This is a genomic window from Rhizobium redzepovicii (genome assembly GCF_019793435.1).
Taxonomy (GTDB): Bacteria; Pseudomonadota; Alphaproteobacteria; order Rhizobiales; family Rhizobiaceae; genus Rhizobium; species Rhizobium redzepovicii.
The window spans coordinates 17,313-37,534 of sequence record NZ_JAILYH010000023.1; the positions used below are offsets into that span (position 1 = coordinate 17,313).

16 protein-coding genes are annotated in these 20,222 nt (G+C 57.6%); 10 read left to right on the forward strand and 6 right to left on the reverse strand.

Annotated features, from left to right (window positions below):
• Positions 1 to 24: 24 nt before the first annotated feature.
• Positions 25 to 315 carry a BON domain-containing protein gene (locus K6N12_RS28955; RefSeq protein ID WP_097629617.1) on the forward strand — a complete coding sequence of 97 codons (291 nt, stop codon included), beginning with the start codon at positions 25 to 27 and terminating at the stop codon, positions 313 to 315.
• A gap of 33 nt (positions 316 to 348) precedes the next feature.
• Here K6N12_RS28955 and K6N12_RS28960 read toward each other — a convergent pair whose 3' ends face one another.
• Positions 349 to 501, reverse strand: coding sequence for a hypothetical protein (locus K6N12_RS28960; protein WP_165503973.1), 153 nt, complete (start codon positions 499 to 501; stop codon positions 349 to 351).
• A gap of 105 nt (positions 502 to 606) precedes the next feature.
• Positions 607 to 870 (reverse strand): hypothetical protein, encoded by a 264-nt coding sequence (locus tag K6N12_RS28965; RefSeq protein ID WP_097629618.1) that lies wholly within the window; start codon positions 868 to 870, stop codon positions 607 to 609.
• A gap of 165 nt (positions 871 to 1,035) precedes the next feature.
• Between K6N12_RS28965 and K6N12_RS28970 the strand changes: the two genes are divergently transcribed.
• Positions 1,036 to 1,554 (forward strand): DUF2937 family protein, encoded by a 519-nt coding sequence (locus tag K6N12_RS28970; protein WP_097629619.1) that lies wholly within the window; start codon positions 1,036 to 1,038, stop codon positions 1,552 to 1,554.
• Positions 1,555 to 1,620: 66 nt separating this feature from the next.
• Here the strand turns inward: K6N12_RS28970 and K6N12_RS28975 are convergent, their stop codons facing one another.
• The 3 genes from K6N12_RS28975 to K6N12_RS28985 all read right to left on the reverse strand — a co-directional run bounded on the left by K6N12_RS28975 (position 1,621) and on the right by K6N12_RS28985 (position 3,336).
• Positions 1,621 to 1,938 (reverse strand): BrnA antitoxin family protein, encoded by a 318-nt coding sequence (locus K6N12_RS28975; protein ID WP_054182468.1) that lies wholly within the window; start codon positions 1,936 to 1,938, stop codon positions 1,621 to 1,623.
• A 97-nt stretch (positions 1,939 to 2,035) separates the two neighbouring features.
• Positions 2,036 to 2,845 carry an NYN domain-containing protein gene (locus K6N12_RS28980; protein ID WP_097629620.1) on the reverse strand — a complete coding sequence of 270 codons (810 nt, stop codon included), beginning with the start codon at positions 2,843 to 2,845 and terminating at the stop codon, positions 2,036 to 2,038.
• A gap of 44 nt (positions 2,846 to 2,889) precedes the next feature.
• The gene (locus K6N12_RS28985) at positions 2,890 to 3,336 is read right to left on the reverse strand and encodes a hypothetical protein (RefSeq protein ID WP_222149035.1); all 447 of its coding nucleotides are present in this window, start codon (positions 3,334 to 3,336) and stop codon (positions 2,890 to 2,892) included.
• A gap of 452 nt (positions 3,337 to 3,788) precedes the next feature.
• Between K6N12_RS28985 and K6N12_RS34865 the strand changes: the two genes are divergently transcribed.
• Positions 3,789 to 5,225: a HEPN domain-containing protein gene (locus tag K6N12_RS34865; RefSeq protein WP_097629622.1), complete on the forward strand. Its 1,437-nt coding sequence runs from the start codon at positions 3,789 to 3,791 to the stop codon at positions 5,223 to 5,225.
• 767 nt (positions 5,226 to 5,992) lie between these two features.
• On the opposite strand, the gene K6N12_RS28995 is transcribed toward K6N12_RS34865, so the two are convergent.
• Complete coding sequence (locus K6N12_RS28995; protein ID WP_246645678.1) at positions 5,993 to 6,409, reverse strand: helix-turn-helix domain-containing protein; 417 nt, start codon at positions 6,407 to 6,409, stop codon at positions 5,993 to 5,995.
• Positions 6,410 to 7,031: 622 nt separating this feature from the next.
• Between K6N12_RS28995 and K6N12_RS29000 the strand changes: the two genes are divergently transcribed.
• From K6N12_RS29000 to K6N12_RS29030, 7 genes are all read left to right on the forward strand, one after another.
• Positions 7,032 to 8,969, forward strand: coding sequence for an AAA family ATPase (locus K6N12_RS29000; RefSeq protein ID WP_222149037.1), 1,938 nt, complete (start codon positions 7,032 to 7,034; stop codon positions 8,967 to 8,969).
• Positions 8,969 to 9,943 (forward strand): hypothetical protein, encoded by a 975-nt coding sequence (locus tag K6N12_RS29005; RefSeq protein WP_222149038.1) that lies wholly within the window; start codon positions 8,969 to 8,971, stop codon positions 9,941 to 9,943. Before K6N12_RS29000 ends, K6N12_RS29005 begins: the two co-directional genes overlap by 1 nt.
• A 127-nt stretch (positions 9,944 to 10,070) precedes the next feature.
• Positions 10,071 to 10,838, forward strand: a complete 768-nt coding sequence (locus tag K6N12_RS29010) for a metallophosphoesterase (protein ID WP_222149039.1) — start codon at positions 10,071 to 10,073, stop codon at positions 10,836 to 10,838.
• A gap of 634 nt (positions 10,839 to 11,472) precedes the next feature.
• Positions 11,473 to 14,622: a DISARM system SNF2-like helicase DrmD gene (drmD, locus tag K6N12_RS29015; RefSeq protein WP_222149040.1), complete on the forward strand. Its 3,150-nt coding sequence runs from the start codon at positions 11,473 to 11,475 to the stop codon at positions 14,620 to 14,622.
• An 8-nt stretch (positions 14,623 to 14,630) separates the two neighbouring features.
• Positions 14,631 to 18,563: an Eco57I restriction-modification methylase domain-containing protein gene (locus K6N12_RS29020; protein WP_222149041.1), complete on the forward strand. Its 3,933-nt coding sequence runs from the start codon at positions 14,631 to 14,633 to the stop codon at positions 18,561 to 18,563.
• Positions 18,560 to 19,048: a hypothetical protein gene (locus K6N12_RS29025; RefSeq protein WP_222149042.1), complete on the forward strand. Its 489-nt coding sequence runs from the start codon at positions 18,560 to 18,562 to the stop codon at positions 19,046 to 19,048. Before K6N12_RS29020 ends, K6N12_RS29025 begins: the two co-directional genes overlap by 4 nt.
• 64 nt (positions 19,049 to 19,112) lie before the next feature.
• Positions 19,113 to 20,216, forward strand: a complete 1,104-nt coding sequence (locus K6N12_RS29030; RefSeq protein ID WP_222149043.1) for an XRE family transcriptional regulator — start codon at positions 19,113 to 19,115, stop codon at positions 20,214 to 20,216.
• Positions 20,217 to 20,222: the final 6 nt, after the last annotated feature.

Consider the following 20,222-nt stretch of genomic DNA (forward strand, 5'->3'; position numbering starts at 1 on the left):
TCGGATATTGAGGAGAAACGGATCATGGTTTTCAAGGAGCAGACATTCCACGGGCTCGAGCCCGAGATGGAAGCGGAAATTGCCAATCGCGCATCGGTCGAAGCCGCCGTCGCCAACGCGCTGGCGATTGCCGGCGGCATCGATGCATCAGATGTCGAAGTGACGATGGAAAACGAGCACATCGTGCTGACCGGTACGGTCGGCACCGTCGGCGAGATCGAACGGGCGACCGCGGTTGCCAGGGCCGTCGAAGGCGTGCATGCGGTGCAGAACCGGATCCTGCTCGGCGGGCCTCCGATCAATGAGCGGCATTGATGCGTCGTCGTCTCTCACTCAGCGCTCAGCCGATCAACCGGCGAAGCGCTCGACGAGGAAGGACGAACCGGCCATGCGATCCGTCTTCTGCAGGGCCACCGGCCCGTGCGGCTGATAGGCGATGGCAAGCAGCACGGCGCTGACGGCGACATAAGCGATTGCCAGAAGAGTCATCTTGATACGCATGACGCTTACTCCTTTCGCGAATAACGCGGCCGATATGGCGAAGTTCCGCGTGACGAAATCGGATGAAAAGCCCGGCGGATCAGCCGGGCTTCGTGCGTGGATCGCCTATCGGCAGACCCTGGTTTCCTTGATGACCGTATGGCCGTGGCGGCGGATTTTTTCCGTCTTGGTAAAGCAGTCGCTGGAAACGTAACGCCGACGCATGTCGTGGCGGTAATAGGGGCTGTGATGGCGGTAATAGGGACGTTCCGAATCACGGTAGTAGGGGCGCTCATCACCCGTGGTGATCGTCACACTGGCCGCCTTAGATGGCATTGCGGAAAAGATGGATGCGGCAGCGAGTGTGCAGGCAAGGATAATCTGTTTCATGACAAGCCTCTCTTTCTCAGTTGCTCATAGGAGCAACTCATTGGTCAGGGGAGCAACTCGCCGGAAGCGCTGTCGGTTCAATCACATAGCGTTACCGATTGTGTCATCGGCAACCTTTGCGGCCACGGATCGTTACTGCTGGAGATCGCCGGAGGCATCGAGAGAATGGGACCGATTGCAAGGATCATCGCCATCGTCGCCGGGCTTGCCGGCGGCACGGTGTTTTCACAGGCGCCTGAATTTGCCCAGCAATACCGCCAGCGGATCGGCGGCGCGATCGACGAATTGCGCGTCATCGTCGAGGATTTCAACAGACAGGCCGCCGACCACCACCTCGATCGCCAGCAGGCGCTGAACACCTATGCGCAATCCCCCGACGATTTCCTCCGCGACCGCGGCGTCTCGATGCAAGGCACGATCTCGCGCTACGAAACGCTGCTGGCGCAGCAAGTGAAACTCGGCACCGCGGCACCCGTGGCCAAGCCCTTCGTGCTGCTCCGCGAGCCGGACGATGTCGTATTCGCCAACACCTGGCGGGATTTTGTGCCGGGTGTGCCGGTCAGCTTCGCAGGTCTTGTCTGGGGTGCGATTGGTTTTGTCGGTGGGTGGGTTGCGGCGGCGCTGTTGGGATTGGGGGCGCGACGCGCGGTGAGGACACGGCGAGCCGACGGCACAGCAATGTGATGATGAGGCTAGCCAAGCTTTGGAAGCCGACGGCCGCCGGTTTTTGCAGCGGATCTTCGAAGGGCGCTATAAGCCAGCCGCCTTGCGCAACGCATCGTTCATCCTTGACTGCCAGCCTTTGCCAGTGGCCTTGTAAAACTGGATGATATCGGCATCGAGACGAATGTTCAGGGGTTGCTTCGGATTGTCCAGCTTGGGTCGACCGCGGGCCGCAATGGCCCTTTCCATCTTCTCGGCAACCTCAGGAAATGCCTCCTTGAAGGGCTTGGCGCTTGCCATCTCTTCCTTGGACAGAGGGGGATTGTCGGAGACGGCATCCCAATCTTCCTTGGAGTAGCCGCGGCCAGGCTGGAACTGCGTCGTTTTCCGGGCTTTGATAATCATCGGATCATGCTCCTTTCGTCCTTGCGGGCGACACTTTCTTGCTCCGAGCATTGTTCGGGTGTATCTGCCGGCGCGTGGCTGAAGGCGACCGCCGCACCTAGAGGTGCTTAAATTCTGATTGTAACTCGGCCGGTAACTCGACCCCGTAATCATCACACGCGATGAGCCGAGTGTTCTTCCAATTGCCGCCCCTTAGATTCAGTCTATCGCTGCGCTCCGGTGCCGGCCAAGATGCCCAAATGGTGTTATCGATTAGATGGCACCATACCTCGATACCCAATAAATCATCGGACCAGATGTGCTGACAGTTTCCATCATGCGAAGCATCAGCATACGATGGGATTGGAAATGATCCGAAGCGCGCCTGAAATGATGCGTCTAACCAATCGTACACTTGCTTCACAGTTATCGGGCGTCGAGCGTCAGCGGCCGCAAGCAGTTCTTTGGAGGCTTTCGGCGGATGGATAAGGGTGACAAACATCCCTTCGTTCGAGAGTGCGTTGAGCAGGGGGGTGAAGTCAGCGTCTCCCGCAAGTAGACTAGCGGCTGTCATATTGCGGCGGATCGTGTGGATCATCATGTCCACAGCGATCATTACATCGACCTTCTTTTGCTCTAAACCGCGCCCCTTCCGATAACGGGTGTCGCCTTCGTTGACGCGAAACCGATCAAAGGTGGCGAGTTTCGCGTGAAGCTGTTCAACCTCCTGGCGTTCAACCTCAAAATCCTCGTCAGACTGGCTCGGCTTTCGGGCCGGGAGCGCGTCGTAGTAGAAGATTTTCTCGTACCCGGCTGAGAGGCTCCACCAGTTTATTTTGAATGGCGGTCCTTCGCAGTAGCGGTGAGAAATGTCGTTTAGGCGAGCGCGCAGACATCCCCCATCAAGAAAAAGGTATCGTGTCACCATAGCTGCCCCCTATACGATGTGGGTGAGGAATCGGAGCCGATCCGTCACTTGATCAATTCTTTCACCCTGTCGAGCGACCAATCTGAACTGCTCTTTCCATCGACTTCGACGGAATAATAAGCCGCGGTTGATGCATCTCCCTCGTTGTCGAAATAATCACACGCGGCCATGCCTCGAATGAGCGTTCCATAGGTATTCGGAGCGTCATACGTGATGATCAGAGAGAAAATTGTGGGCTTAATCTCATCGAAGAGCCGCATATACAATGTCCGCGCATTGGCGTCATTCTCTGTCTTGTTAAGATAATCCCCGTACTCCTCTCGCGTCATCACTTTGTCGGATAACTGACTAATCTCCACGCGCCGATATCCGGATCGCGATACCAACCGCTCCTTCAATACCTTCTCGCAAGCGCTTACCAGGTTGGAATCGAAGAAACTGCAGCCGGATGGCACCGACAACGCCAGCAGCGCTACGGTCATCGATCTCATGAATTCTCCCACATCCCCAGCGCGAAGAATGGCATGGCGCACGCATCAGTCAAGAGATGGGTCCGATTTGCTCGTCTGCACGTGTGAGGTTACGGCGTGTGGAATTCTCGCTGGTGATGAGCGCGGCAATCTCTGCCTCACCTCCGGCCGGAGAAGGTCTGACTTGAAATGTTGTCGGCTCGCGCCGCTCATCACGGAATGGGTCATCGCTTCGTTATGGCGGAGGAGGTAGCGGGGATCTGCGGCGGTGAGGATTTTCCCGGCCTCGGCGCGCTCAGCGATCAGCCTCGATCTCCACGACGTCGGCTTTAAGGCCGCGCTTTGCCGCCTGCGGGCACAGACAGCGCGGGTAGGGCTTTAGGCCGGGGAAAAGATAGCGGGAGAGGGAAAACGACTTTGTAAATTGTCTCAAGAAAAGAATACTTCCGCCTGAAGAATAGGCGAGGTGAGTCGTGATTGACGAGGTGGCAGTCGAGCGAGCGAGGTCGCTATACCGGGCTTTCGAAGCTGCCTTCGACGAACTGCATGCGGCGGTCCTAGAGAAAATTGGGAACCCGGGCCAATATTTCAGCCCGCATAACGACTATCCAACTTTGTCGCTCATGGACAGCGGGTTCCCTATTTCCCGCGAGCATGGCTTCTATTCGGATAATGCGCCGAGAAATTACGTCGGAGTGTTTCGGCCGTTGTCACTCCTCGGCGCACTCACGCACCGCCACCCCGAGAGGGAATTCCCCGAAGGCGCAAAGCTCATCTCACTGCTCAAAGGAAGTAAGTTGGGTGAGCGGTTCCAGCTATACGAGCCGTATTCGGGGCATGATGTCGATCGGATGGTAGCTACAGCGGTCGAGCGGTACCTGCACGCCTATGGCACAGGCCCGCTCAATCCTGATAATCGCGGGAAAGTGCTTCGCCCTATCTTGATGGGCGTAATCCGCGACGATTACCCCGTGACGGTGATGGTGCCTATCGCGCTAACCCACTTCGCGGCTGACCGCTTTCGGCTCAGCAGAAACGCCTATGTCGCCCGCATTCCCAAGGGCCTGCAGTTGGCTCGTTCCCGTATCGACCGTCGCGGTTCCGGAGCCGTGGCTGGCGTCGTCAGCGCGGCGACCCATGCATACGTTTCGACGGACTGGAGCATGCCGGCGTCAACCATTCGAGGAGTGCGAGATGGACTCAACGACCCATCCCAGAACGTCCTAGAAGAGATCGACGTTTTTTTCGCGGCCCTTCGCGCCGCCACCGGTGCAATTACGGGTTACGCTCAGGTCTGCATGGTGCCGAGGCGGTGGTCTGTCGGTTACTTCGTAGATCTTCCGCCGGTTTTCGGCGCGACCTACCGCCGCTATCCAAACAGTTTCGACAATTATGGCTGGGCGGGCAGCGGTCAGAGTGTGGTTACAGCGCGGGAATTGGAAGACGTTCGGAGGCTCTACAATCTCATCCACGGACGGCGGGAAGAGAGGGTTGCTATAGCGCTCAAGCGACTGAACAGCTGCATGACGCGCGACGACGCCGTAGACGCGATCCTCGACGCGACGATAGGCCTTGAAGTGCTCCTCGGCGACCAGGAGAATCAAGCGCTCTCTTACAAGCTCCGCTTACGTGCGGGAGCGCTAGCAAAGCTCAGTGGGACGCGAAAACCGTCAGACGTCGTTGCGAGCGTAAAAAAAATCTATGAAGCGCGGTCAGCGATAGTCCACGGACTGAAAACCAAGAAACCGAAAAAACGCCTCCTCGAGCCCGAGGCGGAACCATATGTTGCTGAGCGTGCGACGGCGGCGGACATGTTGCGATTCATCATCGACATCTTGCTTGAGCATCCAGTGTACTTGGATCCGCTCAAGATTGACGCGGACCTGCTAATCGAGCCAGCTTTTGACTGAGGGGCAGGGAGGATAAAAAACCGCCGCGCTGCGCTTAGGCCGCGCGGTGCGGCCGGCATCCGCCGGATGGGCGCGGGAGAAGTACTGATTCTCAATGAGGGGGGAAGCTTTAATTTCTTGGATGGCGCGGGCATGCCGGGAGAATGCCACAGCGGGGGCGAATCGTCACCATTGAGCACGATCCGTTAGCCCAAGCCGTTTTCTTCCCTCGCAGGGCTGCCTTTATGCGGCACCTAAGTCATTGAAAAACTGGTGATCCCGACGCGATTCGAACGCGTGACCCCCAGATTAGGAATCTGGTGCTCTTTTCATAGCGGTGCGTACTTTACTGGTAGTTACTGCCCCACCCTCCAACGGCTGATTGGTTCTCCAGTCATCAATGGGCAGCAAGGCCACACCTGGCGTTGCTGTTCCCAAGCCGACGCTACGAGTGAATGACCCTGTCAAGGCCGGAGAGCGAGCCCCTGCGGCGAGCGTGCCTTTACAGGGACAGGCACGAGTGGCTTATCAAACAAAGAAGTATCCGCCCGTCAGGCGGATTCCGTTTAGGTATACGAGCCGTTCGGACCAGCGACCTTCCGTCTGGCGGTCCGTTCGGCCGTATACAAAACAAATGCCGGGCCCATTGGCCCGTCCTTTTCGTCGAGCTTGCGAGACGCTTCGGCTTTAGCTTGGTCACTGGGATGGCAACCGTTACATCACCACGTGAGCATACGTCGCAACAAAGGTGGCGATGGTGCCGCGAGCGCCAGGAAGCGCGCGCTCGATTACGAAGATATTTTCAGGCTTGGGAGCCAACGAACGCCCACTCCATAGTAGCGTTTTGTCGCGGCGTCGCTCCATCCGAGGAACTCGACGTTGTTCCGTTCGTAGTAGCCCTGCATCGTCTCTGACGAGTCAGTCCAATGGTCGCCGCGCTCCAAAGCTTTCACTGTCGCAACGGACAACCCGGTTTCGCTTGCAATGACTTTTTGCGTTTTGTTCAGGAGAGCTCTGGCGGCTGGAAAAGATATCCCAACGTCTTCGGTTTGGAATCGCAATCGCTCTTCCGGGTTGTCCGCCGATCCAGGAGCGCTCCATTTTGCGCCTGCACCGCGGACCCCTGTTCCGATCTTAGCTTCTCCCAGAAACTCAATCCCACGGGACATGTAAAAGTCGATCAGCGCGAGATTGAGGTCGAACATAGATTCCGACGTTTCGGCGGTCGAGATGTACCGCCTTGTGACGCCGGCGAGATCGGCGGCTTCTTGCTGTGAAAACCCCGTTAATGCACGTGCGACCCTGAGTGCTTCCGGTGGAGCAGGTAACCTCATTGATCCGAGAAGCCGCCCGCCGGAAAAATTGTCAACATTTACCGTATGGGGTCTTTTAATATCCGAAAGGGAGTCTATAAGGATTCCTATAGGATGATAAAACAACCATAAAATGGAGGCTATCTTGGCACCAAGTGATTCGGGTCTGCTTCAGGTAAGCGCCGACAGACGATGGCTGCTTGCCCAGCAGCATTGTAGTCTGATTGACGACGGGGAAGATATCGACCAACCCGCTGATCCAAAGTCGCCAGTCCTGGGCGGAAGCTGGTTCTTGCTGACCGATCGTTGCACGGCCTGGTGGTTCAAGGGGTCACTAACCTAATGACAGGTAGTCGATCAGACGTCCCAAACGATGTCTCCTATTCTCGGATGAGAAGCCGGGGCTCAAGAGAAGCTTCTCGTGCCGGAAACTGCATGGACCTGCCAATGGTCAGGTAAGCACTCCTTCATAGGCCTAGCAGAGGCCTGAACGCATCGAATTTTAGGATGTCTCATGCCGAACCCTGAGTCTGGCAAGCGATCACGCGTGCCTTGGAATACGAGAACTCGCCAATGGCGCTACGTCACTGTGCCGGTCTACATGGCGTATTGCGCCGTCGCGGCCGCATTGCGGCCTTGGAATGGAATAGAGCGGAAATTCATAGCGACGCTGATCTTCAAAGACGATTATTACCAACCCATCTACTCGCAGGCAGCTCAGGTGTTCGCGAGGGAGATTTGGAAGTCCTCCGAGTGGGAGACCTACATCTTTGAGTGGTCCAATTCGCCATTTCGTGACCAGTCGCTTGCTGAGAAGAATGGGCGTGGCATATTTTTATCGCCGCCGGGCTACCGGCTTACCGACGACGAGCGGCTGTTCTCGGATGCCGTGATCGAAATCGGGCCTCGGTCTCCGGAGCATGCAAGGGCTGCACTTCGGCGGGCCGGAATTCCGGTCGACGACGAACTCGTCGAGCTGTTGATTTCGGCACCGTGGGCAAGGCTGCATTCCGCCTTTCAGGATCGGCGTGGTCCGGTCCAAGGTTTGGAACGCCTTCGACGCGAGACAACCAGGCTCAAAGAGGTCGAGTCTGCCAAAGTCCTACACGATGATGCTCCGACACTTGAGGACATGCATGGCCTTGGACCTGCTGTGGAGTGGGGACGTAATCTCGCGAAAGACCTCGCAGATTACAAATGCGGGCTTATCGGCTGGAACGAAGTCGATGCCGGCGTCTTGCTTTCCGGGCCTCCAGGCATTGGGAAAACGCTGTTCGCGAGTGCACTCGCCAACTCCTGCAAAGTACCGATCATCTACGGCTCGGTTTCTAAATGGCAGGAAGCCGGCGCTCTTGATGCGCACCTTAAAGCCATGCGCGCTTCCTTCAAGGCGGCGCGCGATAAGGCACCATCGGTCCTATTCATCGATGAATTCGACACCTTGGGAAAACGGACGACCTCTGACCGGAACGCGGGCTACCACAACGGCGTGATTGCTGGTGCGCTTGAGCAGCTCGATGGCTTTGAACGTCGAGAGGGCGTAGTCGTTGTTGCTGCATGCAACCACCCTCGGCTCGTCGATGCCGCTCTTCTGCGAGCAGGAAGGCTCGACAGGCATTTGGAGCTAACGCTTCCGGATGGCCCTTCTCGCCGCGGCATTCTGAAGTTTCACACTGGAATCGAGCTGTCGTCCGCAGACGCGGAGATGTTCGAATTCGCTACCGAAGGGTTTTCGGGTGCGGAGATCGAGCGTCTTGTCAGGGATGCGAAACGAGCGGCCCGCCGTCAAGGTAAGTGCTTTAGCGCGCTCCACATTTTCGACCAGCTCCCAGTTACCGAGAAGCTTCCAGAAGATTATGTCAGGGTGATCGCGGTCCATGAGGCCGGCCATGCCTTAATCGGCTATGAGATCGGACATGAAGTCTCAGGCATCACGATCTCGAAATGGAGGATCAGCGGCGAGCGGCGGGTGCTTGGCACCGTCGAGACCACGCTCCCGGAGGTGCGGGTTAGAACCAAGACCACCTACCTCGACACGATAGCCATCTTCCTGGGTGGTATCGCAGCCGAGATGGAAGTCTTCGGAAACTTCGCGGACGGGGCATCGGGCTCTAGTGAGGCAGACCTGAACAGGGCGACCGATCTTGCGACGATGGTCGAGGGTACGACCGGTATGGGCCACACACTCGCGGTGGAGAGTCCCGGTCCGGACGAGTTCGCGAGGATGCGGCTTTACAATGCGGAACTCCGAGAACAGGTCCACGTGTTGCTGGAGAGCGAGCTTGCAAGGACGAGGTCTGTCATTCAAAGGCAGCGTCCTGCGCTGGACGCGCTCGTCGATAGACTGATGGTTAGTCCTACCATGACCGGAGAGGAAGTCGTGCAAGTGTTACAAGGCAACAGGCGCTCGGTCGTCAGCCTTGCTAAGACACAGCTTAGGACGGGAACGTGATGGCAAAACGAACAACCTCAGCCGGCCGGCGGCCAGCGTCGAACAAGCCATATGCGGGTTCGCTCGGCGAGATGCTCGATGATGCCGGATTTGAACCACTGGGCAGGCGAATAAGGGTTTCTGATCGTGGCGGCGGGACTCAACTCCCATCGCCTCCCAAGTGGTTCGATCCCGTGGTCGAATTCTTGTGGGCGGCCCTACCGGACTTGGCTGCCAATCACTGGGACCATCTCTATATCGACGCTCTACAATCTGCTTGCCAGGCATTAGTCGCACTCGGCCAAGCAGTTCTTGATGGCAGCGGTGGAATAAAAGTTAATCCAGAGCCTGCGCTGCCTAGCATCCTTCCCCGATTGGACGATGTCGCGTCAGTGATCGTCTGCTTGGCAGCGCAAGTGGGCTTCCTCGAGTATCGACATTTTACAGGAGCGCTCGACCGACCTAGTCCGATAGGACTTCGACGTCCAAACATTCGGGCGGATCATGGCAGCGGCCCTGCATATCTGGCCCCGGAGGCGTTCCGGGTGTTCGAGAGCCTCGACCTTGTTCTTGGTGCTCGATGGACGGAGCGCGCCGAAACAATATTCTGGCGTGACAACCCGTCAGAGTGGGGCCTTGATTTCACGAAAGACCGCCGGTTCATTCGGGCTCGGGATGCGGCTCTAGCAACCGTCCCCGACGATATTGCGGAGAAGATCGAAAAGACGGCCGTGATAACCGAAGAGAGTATCGTGGAGTGGCTCCAGATCGCGCCAAAAACCAAGACCCGAGAAGACGCGCTCAAGTCTCTCAGGTTTTGGAGCAGTCACAGTCTTGATCGGGTTTTCCATCGTCGATGGCGTCTGGACTGCGGATGGCTTTCCGTCGAGGAGTCGGTGAGGACGCTCCTGATCGAACACGATGCCCTGTCGATCAGCATGCGTCGACAGTTTGCGGCCCGATATCTGCCGCACGCTCCGTTTCTAAATGAATAAAGTTGGTGAGGTACGGACAGATCGCACGCTGTCGGCATAGCCCACCGCCACTCCTGGAGATATCGATGACCTCAATATCCGTAAACGCGGTCTATCAGTTGCCCGCTGCTCAGTCCGTGCTATTTCGATGAAAATCTGGGTTTTCTCAGACATCCATCTCGAGTTCGGCAAGCCGTTCAGCGCGGCCCCGCCAGATGACATCGACGTCATTGTCTGCGCGGGCGACGTCCTCGACAGAGGCGTTGTGCCCGGCATTGAGTGGCTCGCGAAAAGCTTTGGTCCGGAAGTGCCATTGATCTTCGTCGCTGGAAATCACGAGTTCTACCGCAGTTTCCTTACGGACAGCATAGCCGCGGCGAATGCGTTGCGCGATCGCTATCCGAACCTCCACTTCCTTGAAGACCGTGATGTAGTCATTGACGGCGTACTTTTCGCAGGTGCGACCCTTTGGACTGACTTCCGCCTATTTGATCACAATCCCGAAATGTCCATGTGGTGGGCCGAAAAGGGCATGAACGACTACAAGCGCGTTAAACTGTCCAAACAGCCGTTCAAAAAGTTCAGACCCATTCATGCGTACCGGAGGCATGATGCCTCCATGAAATTCCTGGCGGAAAGCCTGGGGCGGACCGATGTCAGGAAAAAGGTTGTTGTCACCCATCATGCGCCCTCATCGAGGTCGATTTCTCGATGGTTCCGAGATGACCCACTCGCGCCGTGCTACGCCTCGGACTGCGATGACTTCGTCAGGAAGGCAGAGCCCGACCTGTGGGTCCATGGTCATGTGCACCAAAGACTGGACTACATGCTCGGGTTTACTCGGATCGTTTGCAATCCACGTGGTTATCCGGGGGAGGCCACAGGCTTCGACCCGAGTTTAGTGATTGAAATCTAACGCTCGCGCGGGTGGCTTGGCGGGCAGTAGATTCGCCGTCGGAGGCAGCACTGCGATGCGACGGCCATCGGCGAGCCCACTGATCGCTTTCAGTAATCCTGTTCCCCGGTGCGGCGTTTCACCTTTCCGTCGTACGGCCCTTTCGCGCGGCCATCCTGCCGCGATCGACGAAGATGGCCCGGTCGGGGACCTGTCGCGCAAAACCATCTCGTGTTTAACGCAGAGCATTGTGTCATGCCCTCTTCCGTGAGCGACACCATAGTGTCCAGCACGTCCTGACCATTTCCAGGTCGAGAGCTGAGGTAGGTTCGTCGAAAAATGATCTCGACTGGTGCGCGCGGAAACCAGAGGACAGCGTGGGCGGGCACTCATTTTCGTGATACCGACTAGATCGGCGTCCCGGCCCGCCGCCGCCTCGGTGCTTTCGCGAGTGACTTCGCTACACACAGGGTTTCGACTTCCGTTGCCAGCATAGGCGTGGGAGGGATGTACGGTTGCGCGAAATTACTCCTTGCACTTACAAGTATTCAAAGCCATCGACGAAGAGATGGGGTAGAAATCAACCTTCGGAATCGGCTGAGCGGTTGTTTTGGATTCTGGACGAATCGGGAGTGGGAATTTGGATACGGGGAAAATGGCAACGCAGGCCACCAATGACCTATTGCCTGGTACGTTCGTACGTGTTCGCTCTAAAAGTTGGGTCGTTGAGCAAAGCGGTAAAATTGGAACGATACCGTTCTTGGATTTGATCTCCGTAGAAGACGACGCGCAAGGTGAAGTGCTTCGTGTCACGCTTGAGTCGGAGGTCGACCGACAGGTAATCGATCCCAACGACTGGACCGCTCTGTTTCAGACAACTTTTGAAGGTCCCGAACGTCTTGGTGCGTTTTTGCGGGCAACCGAATGGCGGACCGCATCTGCGGCAGATCGCAAACTATTTCAGGCTCCGTTTCGCGCCGGTATTCGCCTGGACGCCTACCAGCTTCTGCCCTTAGCGAAGGCACTGGACCTGCCTCGGGTCAATCTCTTGATCGCCGATGATGTCGGGCTGGGAAAAACGGTTGAGGCTGGTCTAATCGTCCGCGAGTTGCTTCTCAGGCGACGGGCCGAAATCGTTGTTGTGGCGGCACCGGCGTCCATGCTTTTACAGTGGCAGGATGAACTTTCACAAAAGTTCGGCCTGGATTTCACAATCGTAGACCGCGAGTATTTGCTGGAGACGCGTCGTACGCGAGGCTTCTCCGCCAACCCGTGGAGTGTGGGTTCACGGTTCCTGGTTTCTCACAGCGTGTTGTCAGACGAGACCTACATGTCCGGGCTTCGTGATCTGCTGGGCGAGTTCCGGGCGAGGTCCCTGCTGATTCTCGATGAAGCCCACCACGCGGCACCTTCATCCGGAACCGTTTGGGCGACCGAAAGCCAGATGACCCGCGCCGTACGGCAGATCGCGAGTCGCTTCGAACATCGCCTATTTCTGTCGGCTACGCCGCACAACGGGCATTCCAACTCATTTGCGACGCTTCTGGAAATCTTGGACCCGCAACGCTTCACGAGAGGCATTAATGTCGATGCGAAGGAACTCGAACCGGTCATGGTTCGTCGACTGAAAGAAGACCTTCGCCTCCTGGGGCAGCCGTTCCCCGAGCGCATCGTCAAGCCGATCAAAATCGAGAACTTGCCTGCCAACGCCCCCGAACTCACCCTAGCGGCGATGCTGGACGAATACCGGTCGTCATCCAATGACGGCTCGCGGGCTCGTTTCCTGTTTGCCAATCTCCAGCAACGCCTGTTCTCCTCAATTGCGGCGTTCGACAGAACATTGAGAACACATCGGAAGACGCTCAATCGAAAGCGCGAGGAAGCCGTTGCCTCTGGAGACGAGGTCATCGATCTGGCCGAAGACAACGATCTAATCGATATGGCGACGGTCGAAGCGCGCTCAGAGCTCGGGGATATCGACGCCGCGATTGCCCACGTTGATCACATGCTGGCGATTTCTAGTGCCGCGAAGGACGGTCCTGACGGCCGCATAGAGGCGATCCTTGATTGGGCCGAGGCCGAGATGCTGGACGGCGCGCACCAATGGCGGGATCGTCGTCTCATACTCTTCACCGAATGGGACGATACGCGTCGCTGGCTTGTCGACCGATTGAAGGAAGGGCTTCTCAAGCGAAGCCGCAACAAGATTGACCTCGACGGCCGCATTCTGGTCTTCACCGGCCAAACCAGCCTTGAAGAGCGGGACCGCATCAAGATTGCCTTCAATGCCCCCTTCGATCAGGAGCCGGTGCGCATTCTGGTTTGTACGGATGCGGCACGCGAAGGCCTAAATCTACAGGCGCGATGCCACGACCTGATCCACGTCGATCTGCCTTGGAACCCTTCGCGCCTCGAACAGCGAAACGGCCGAATTGACCGAAAGTTGCAGCCATCTAAGACCGTTAACTGCAGCTATTTCTTCTACACCCAACGTGAGGAGGACCGTGTTCTCGATGCTCTGGTTCGCAAGACTGAGGTCATCCGAAAGGAACTCGGGGCCTCGGGCGAAGTGCTGCGGCAGACGATTGAAAAGCGCCTGTCACGAGATGGCATCCGCCGCGGAGAGGCACAACGCATCTCCGCCGAGATCGAAGCCGAGAACTCCTCCAAGGTCTCGACTGCGGAAGAGGAACTTGGCGACGAACAGGAAAAACGTCTGGGGCGGCTGAAGGAAGAGCAAGACCGACTTCAGCGCCTGCTCGAGCAGGCACGTAAGCGGGTCGGCGTCGATGGAGCCGAAATCCGGCAGGTGGTCGAGATCGCCTTGAAGGATGACCACGCTTCGCTGTCGCCAGGGCATTTCAGCGTACCCGAGGCTCTGGCGCTTGATCCGCAGCAGCCGGCATTCGCCAAGGATCGCAGTTGGGCAACGCTTTTTGACGAACTCCGGCCCGGCCGCCCGGGACGTCCCTATGAACGGGAGCGGTGGAGGCAGAAGACACCGGTTCGTGGCCTCGTCTTTGAACCTCCCTTTGTGAAAGAGGGACAGCCAGAGCCGCAGGACGTGGTTCAGCTCCATCTGGAGCACCGACTGGTCAAGCGACTGATCTCCCGTTTTTCGTCGCAGGGCTTCCGTTCCAATATCGGTAGGGTCACCGCCATCATCGGTCCTGGAGCACAGCCGCGCGTCGTCTTGATTGGTCGGCTGTCGCTGTTTGGCCCGGGCGCACGCCGTCTGCATGAGGAAATCATCCCGATCACTGCCGCCTGGCGCGATGTTCGTCGAAATGAGGCTCCTCTGTCGCCTTTCGCAGAGGCGGGCGAGATGACGACGATCGCCCAGTTGGATGATGCCTTGCGCACAGGACACACGCCGATCCAGAGCGTCGTTGATCGGCTCGAGAAAACGGTGGAACTCGATATCCGTGATCTTCGCCCATACCTCGAGAATAAAGCCGAGGCATCGGAGAAGACGGCTCTGACGGAGCTTGCTGAAAACGGTCGCCGCGAAGCTGAGGCGATGGCCGATCTGCTTTCGCGCCAGATTCAGAAGGTGCGCGAGGCGATGCGGGAGAAGAAGCCCATCGATCAATTCGCTTTTGACTTTTCGACGGAAGAGCAGCGCCAGCAGTCGGAAAAGGAGATGCGGCAGATGGAGGCCGATCGCCGCACCTGGGATCAGAAACTGCTTCGCCTGCAGGATGACCTCGATAACGAACCCCAGAAGGTCAGGGACGGGTATGAGGTGAAGGCGCGGCAGTTGGAGCCGCTCGGCATTGTCTATCTCTGGCCCGCGACGAATTGAGCAGTTTCATGAATTTTTACGCACGCGCAGATGAAACCACGGAATGGCTGAATTACCTTCAGCCCGAAGGTCTGGTTGTTGGAGCGAACGTCCTCCGAGACAAGGGCCTGACACCGATCCGGCAGACGCCACTGGATACCGAGGCGGTTGCCGAGGCCCTGGAACTGTCTCCTGAAGCCAGGCGAGAGGACGACAAGTTCTTCGTGCTGCGCAACACCTGGGGCTTCCTTGAGACGGTGCTCGGTTGGCCCACCAAGCTGGTCGCCGGCAGTCCAGCTGGGCCCGCCGTCGCGGCCGATCTGACACGGGTGGTTCCCGAACACGAAACCCTGCTGACACCGGACATGGTCGTTCTCTGGAACGACGTGACGGAAGATGGCATACCGGCACAGATGCTGGTCTCAGTCCATCCGAGCCTGGATGCTGATGGTCGAGGCCAGTTCGGCGATCGCGACTGGGAAGCAAGCCCGCACCAGCGACTGGAACGCCTGTTGCGTGAAACTGGCGTTGGTGTCGGCCTGCTGGTCGCACGTAACACCCTGCGCGTCGTCTATGCGCCACGCGGGGAAACGGCAGGGTGGATATCGTGGCCGCTCGCCGCCCTCGGTCGAGTGGAGGGACGGCCCATGCTGGCCGGTCTCAAGCTTTGCCTTGGCCGAAACGCGCTGTTTACCGGCGCACCGGACAAGCGGCTTCGTCCGGTTCTCAAACAGTCGCGAGAAGCCCAGAACGAGGTTTCGGAAAAGCTGTCGGGACAAGTCCTCGGCGCGCTCCACGAACTCCTACGCGGTCTTCACCAGGCTGATCCAGAACGCATCGAACGGCTGGCAGAAGCAGAGTCGCATCATCTCTACGAGGGCCTGCTTACCTGCCTGATGCGGCTCGTCTTCTTGCTTTACGCGGAAGATCGCGATTTGTTGCCCTCGTCATCCGATCCGCAGCTGAAGACGCTGTGGGAAGGCGCGTATTCGATAAAGACGCTCTATGCCAAGCTTCTCACCGACGAGGCGCTCAATCCGGATACGATGGACGAACGCCGTGGTGGCTGGGGCCAGCTTCTCGCCGTCTTCCGTATTATCCATGAAGGCCACGGCGATTGGGTCGCCCGTCGAGGCGGCAAGCTATTCGATCCCGACGTCTTCCCGTTCCTCGAAGGCCGGGACAAGGGCAGTTCGAAGGACGAGGCGAAGGTCCTGCCGATTTCGGATGGCTGCATCCTGCGCATCCTCCACGGTTTGATGACGGTGGAGGCCCGGAGCCTGTCGGGCGAGAAAATCCGCGAGCGCCTGTCTTACCGCTCCCTTGATGTCGAAAGCATCGGCTCGGTCTATGAAACGGTGATGGGCTTCACCACTCTGCGAGCCGACGAGCAGATGATTGCGCTTCGCGACGAAAAGAAGCTGCCGACCTTCATCGGCCTCGAGGCGCTTCTCGCCCAGAAGCCTAATGACCGTCAGAAGTGGCTGAAGGATCACGCAATCAAACTGTCGGCCAAGCAGGCTAAGGTCATCATGGACGCGGTCGACGTCCCGGCGCTCCTGGATACCTTTGGCGGGCTGATCGACCTACGCGCCACGCCGGATGGCTCCGCCATCGCTCCCGGCACACCCTTTCTTCAGCCGACCGAAGAACGCCGAAGGTCAGGCTCGCACTACACCCCGCGTTCGCTGACCGAGCCGATTGTCCGCCATGCGCTGGAACCGGCCTTCGAGCGAATTGGCCCCAAGGCCTCGCCCGAGGCTGTGCTCTCGCTGAAGGTTTGTGATCCGGCCTGCGGCTCGGGCGCATTCCTGGTCGAAGCCTGCCGCCAGCTAGGTGCGCGGCTGGAGCAGGCCTGGAATATGTACGGCGCGGAAAAGCCGACCATTCCGCCGGATGAGGATGAGGCGTTGCATGCCCGGCGTCTGGTCGCTCAGAAATGCCTCTATGGCGTTGATCGAAACCCGATGGCGGTGGACCTGGCGCGTCTATCCCTGTGGTTGGCGACCCTAGCGCGGGATCACGAATTTACCTTCCTCGACCATGCCATCAAAAGCGGCGATAGCCTGGTCGGATTGACACGGCATGAGATCGAAGCCGCCCATTGGGACGCCTCAAAGCTCGGCCTGCCGCTGTTCCGCAGCATGATCAAGGAGGCGGTGGACCGCGCCCAAGAGGGACGCGAGGCGATCCGGAATGCGCCAGACGATATCACGCGTGCCGTACAGGAATCTCGCTTTCGCCGTGTCGAGACAGAGGTTGAGCCGGCACGCATCGTTGGAGATGCCGTCATCGCTGCCTTCTTCGCTGCCGATAAGGCGAAGGCACGCGAGATGGAGCGGGCCAAGGTTGAAAGCTGGATAGGCGGCCATCTTCAGCCACGCTGGGACCTCCTGGAAGCCAAGACACAAACCTTCCGGACAGAACAGGGTTGGCGACCATTTCACTGGGAGATCGAGTTTCCAGAAGTGTTCGGACGGCACAATCCGGGATTTGATGCCATTATCGGTAATCCGCCATTTCTTGGCGGGAAGCGCATATCAGGTTCGCTTGGCTCTGCGGTCGGAAATTGGCTAGTCGAGATTAACAAGGACACCAATGGAAACGTCGACTTAGTCGCACATTTTTTTCGCCGCGCTTTCGGACTTCTCAGGGCAGGGAGTGCCTTTGGTCTCATTGCCACAAAGACCATCGCTCAAGGCGATACTAGGCGCGGAGGCCTCGCCTGGATTGGAAAAAATGGTGGTCGGATCGTTCATGCTGAACGCCGTCTACGTTGGCCCGGCGAGGCTGCCGTCGTTGTCAGCTCGGCAGTGGTAGTGAAAGGCGATTCCCGCGTTGAGAGTTGCACCCTCGACGGCAAACCCGTTTCGTTCATTTCTGCATTTCTGTACAGCGGCGGTAGTCACGAGGACCCTAAACGACTTAATCGGAACTCCGGGAAATCATTTATCGGTTGTGACATTAAGGGCCAGGGCTTCTTGTTTGCCGACGACGAGCCGATGGCGTCGTCGTTGTCCAAGATGGAGTATCTGATTTCAGCCGCGCCAAGAAATTCCGAGATTATATTTCCCTACATTGGTGGCGAAGAAATCAACTCCGATCCCCGCCATAGACCTCGTAGATATGTCATCAACTTCGGGGAGATGGATGAGAATCAAGCAAGGCAATGGCCGGACCTTTTCGAAATTGTAAGAGACAAAGTGCTGCCCGAGCGTTTGCAGAAGAAGGGCGACTTGTCTACATGGCCATTCTGGCATTTTTGGCGAGTCCGCAGAGAGCTTACTCACGCCTTAGGTCAGTATCCCCGCGTTTTGGCAATTGCGCAGACCGGTAACATGCTCGGTTTCGCTTTTGTCTCAAGACCCGTTGTCTTCAGCCATACTGCCGTAGTTTTCCCAACCGATGCTATTTCGTTTTTTGCTGTGCTCCAATCGCGGGTACATGAACTCTGGATAAGGATGTTCTCCGCAACCATGAAAAATGATGCGCGCTACATCCCCAAAGATTGCTTTGAGACTTTTGCCTTACCTGATTGCCAAGAGAACAATGAAGCCTTGGATGGTATCGGTGCGATATATCTGGAATGCCGTGCATCAGTGATGGTTTCGTCTAATGAGGGCATGACCAAGACGTACAGCCGCTTCCATGATATGGACGAGCGAAGCGAGCCCATCGAGCATCTGCGCGAGCTTCACGACGAAATGGATCGTGCCGTTCTGCGCGCCTATGGCTGGGATGACCTTGCCGATGAACTGCGTCCCCAATTTCTCACTAAAGAGACTGAAGATGACCCCACCTATCAGGGTCGCTACTTCTGGAATGCCGAAGGCCGTGATCGTGTAATGTCCCGCCTGCTGGCGCTCAATGCCGAGCGACATGCGGAAGAGGTTCGGCTGGGTATTGCACCGAAAGGCTCCGCGCGGAGCAATGAAGACGAGGATGGGGAGGAGGCGGAATGACGGAAATGCCTTATCTCAAGCAGAACCGTCTCGCAGACGTGATTGCTGCCATTCAGTTCATGTCCCAGAACGTGCGCTCCAGCCAACCTTGCGAGAAGTGGGCAGACTACATTTCTGGCGATAAGACGAAAGCGGATCATTGGCGAGAGGTGTTCGATGAACATCCAGAGTTCTTCCGCAAGTCGCCTGACAATGTCGATCACTATGCGCTGATCTGGCGTCGAGCGTCGCCTCGTCTCTTTTATCGCAAAGAGGATCGGCTGCTGACGAAGCCAGAATACGATCAGCTTTCCGCCGAGGAACGGACCTTTGTGTCACGGGTGCGGGTGCCGGACGCCGAGATCAAGACTCTAATCGACATTGCCATCGAACTGCATGCCAAAGCGCGCGAGCAACATACAGATTGGCGCTGGTGGGTGCCGACCGTTGCGAGCTTCGTCGGATCGCTTGTCGCGGTTCTGCTTGGCGTCGCGTTTGGCAAATAGAAGATCGCAAGAAATTCTTGCATAATGGAATTTGCAAGATTATATGGGGCGAAGGAGAACCCCAATGACCACGACCATCGGCGCACGCATCAAATCATTGCGAGAGCAGCGAAGGCTTTCACAGGAAGACGTGGCTGAGAAATTCGGCTTTAACGATCGTCAAACCCTGTCGGCCATCGAAACCGGCGACCGCAAGGTCGCAGCGGACGAACTGTTGCGTGCCGTCCAAATCTTCGGCGTGCCGATCGACTATCTCACTGATCCGTTCATGCTCGCCGGAGAAGGCCGTTTTTCCTGGCGACAGACCGGGGTCGATGGAGACGGGCTCCGTGGCTACGAGGAGTCCGCCGGTCGTCTGATTGCAGCCTTCCGCACACTCGCACGCCAGACAGGCCACAAGCCTCCTCTCATGCGGCCAGCGTTGAGCCTGTCGAAGCAGTCGAGCTATAACGACGCAAGTGCCGCTGGCGAACGCTTCGCCGCCGAATTTGATCTCGGAGACGTGCCGGCTCGCCGGCTGGCGGATGCCATGGAAAAGCTCGGCATCCTAGTCCTGATGGTCGACCCGATCGACGGTGTTTCGGGAGCGGCCTGTCGTCTACCCGAACTGGATGTCGTGCTCATCAATCGCAATGAAATCCCGGGGCGACGCCATTTTGATCTTGCACATGAGCTTTTTCACATCCTGACATGGGAGAAGATGCCCCCCGAGCATATCGAGGAAGCCATGCCGAAAAGGCGAAACCGCGTCGAGCAACTGGCAGACAATTTCGCGTCGGCGCTTCTGATGCCTGGAGCCGTGCTGGATCGGTTTGGTGAATGGGGGGGGTTGACGGATGAGAAATTGGTCGATCGCCTCAATGAAGTGGCAGACGAGATGCTAGTGACATCGCAGGCATTGCGTTGGAGGCTCGTCGGCATGAAGCGTTTGAGCCGCGAGCTGAGCAATGCGATTTCTGGAGATGACCTAAGAAACAACGGCAGGACGAAACCGGGAAAGCCGGAAACACCGCCGCTGTTCTCAAAGCCGTTCGTCCAGATTGTTGCTGCCGCACTGGATGAGGGGCAAACATCGATGCGCCGGATTGCCTCTATCCTTGGTCTTGCCATTGACGATTTTGCCGATCTGTTTGCAGCCCATGGCGTCGAAGCGCCTTACGAGTTGTGAGGCTGC

Excerpts from the sequence above, each read along its gene's own strand:
- K6N12_RS28955 (WP_097629617.1), top strand. The coding sequence starts at position 25 with ATGGTTTTCAAGGAGCAGACATTCCACGGGCTCGAGCCCGAGATGGAA.
- K6N12_RS29020 (WP_222149041.1), top strand. The coding sequence starts at position 14,631 with ATGAATTTTTACGCACGCGCAGATGAAACCACGGAATGGCTGAATTAC.
- K6N12_RS28975 (WP_054182468.1), bottom strand. The coding sequence starts at position 1,938 with ATGATTATCAAAGCCCGGAAAACGACGCAGTTCCAGCCTGGCCGCGGC.
- K6N12_RS28960 (WP_165503973.1), bottom strand. The coding sequence starts at position 501 with ATGCGTATCAAGATGACTCTTCTGGCAATCGCTTATGTCGCCGTCAGC.
- K6N12_RS29000 (WP_222149037.1), top strand. The coding sequence starts at position 7,032 with ATGCCGAACCCTGAGTCTGGCAAGCGATCACGCGTGCCTTGGAATACG.
- drmD (WP_222149040.1), top strand. The coding sequence starts at position 11,473 with ATGGCAACGCAGGCCACCAATGACCTATTGCCTGGTACGTTCGTACGT.
- K6N12_RS28965 (WP_097629618.1), bottom strand. The coding sequence starts at position 870 with ATGAAACAGATTATCCTTGCCTGCACACTCGCTGCCGCATCCATCTTT.
- K6N12_RS29030 (WP_222149043.1), top strand. The coding sequence starts at position 19,113 with ATGACCACGACCATCGGCGCACGCATCAAATCATTGCGAGAGCAGCGA.
- K6N12_RS28985 (WP_222149035.1), bottom strand. The coding sequence starts at position 3,336 with ATGAGATCGATGACCGTAGCGCTGCTGGCGTTGTCGGTGCCATCCGGC.
- K6N12_RS29005 (WP_222149038.1), top strand. The coding sequence starts at position 8,969 with ATGGCAAAACGAACAACCTCAGCCGGCCGGCGGCCAGCGTCGAACAAG.
- K6N12_RS28980 (WP_097629620.1), bottom strand. The coding sequence starts at position 2,845 with ATGGTGACACGATACCTTTTTCTTGATGGGGGATGTCTGCGCGCTCGC.
- K6N12_RS28995 (WP_246645678.1), bottom strand. The coding sequence starts at position 6,409 with ATGTTCGACCTCAATCTCGCGCTGATCGACTTTTACATGTCCCGTGGG.
- K6N12_RS28970 (WP_097629619.1), top strand. The coding sequence starts at position 1,036 with ATGGGACCGATTGCAAGGATCATCGCCATCGTCGCCGGGCTTGCCGGC.
- K6N12_RS29010 (WP_222149039.1), top strand. The coding sequence starts at position 10,071 with ATGAAAATCTGGGTTTTCTCAGACATCCATCTCGAGTTCGGCAAGCCG.
- K6N12_RS29025 (WP_222149042.1), top strand. The coding sequence starts at position 18,560 with ATGACGGAAATGCCTTATCTCAAGCAGAACCGTCTCGCAGACGTGATT.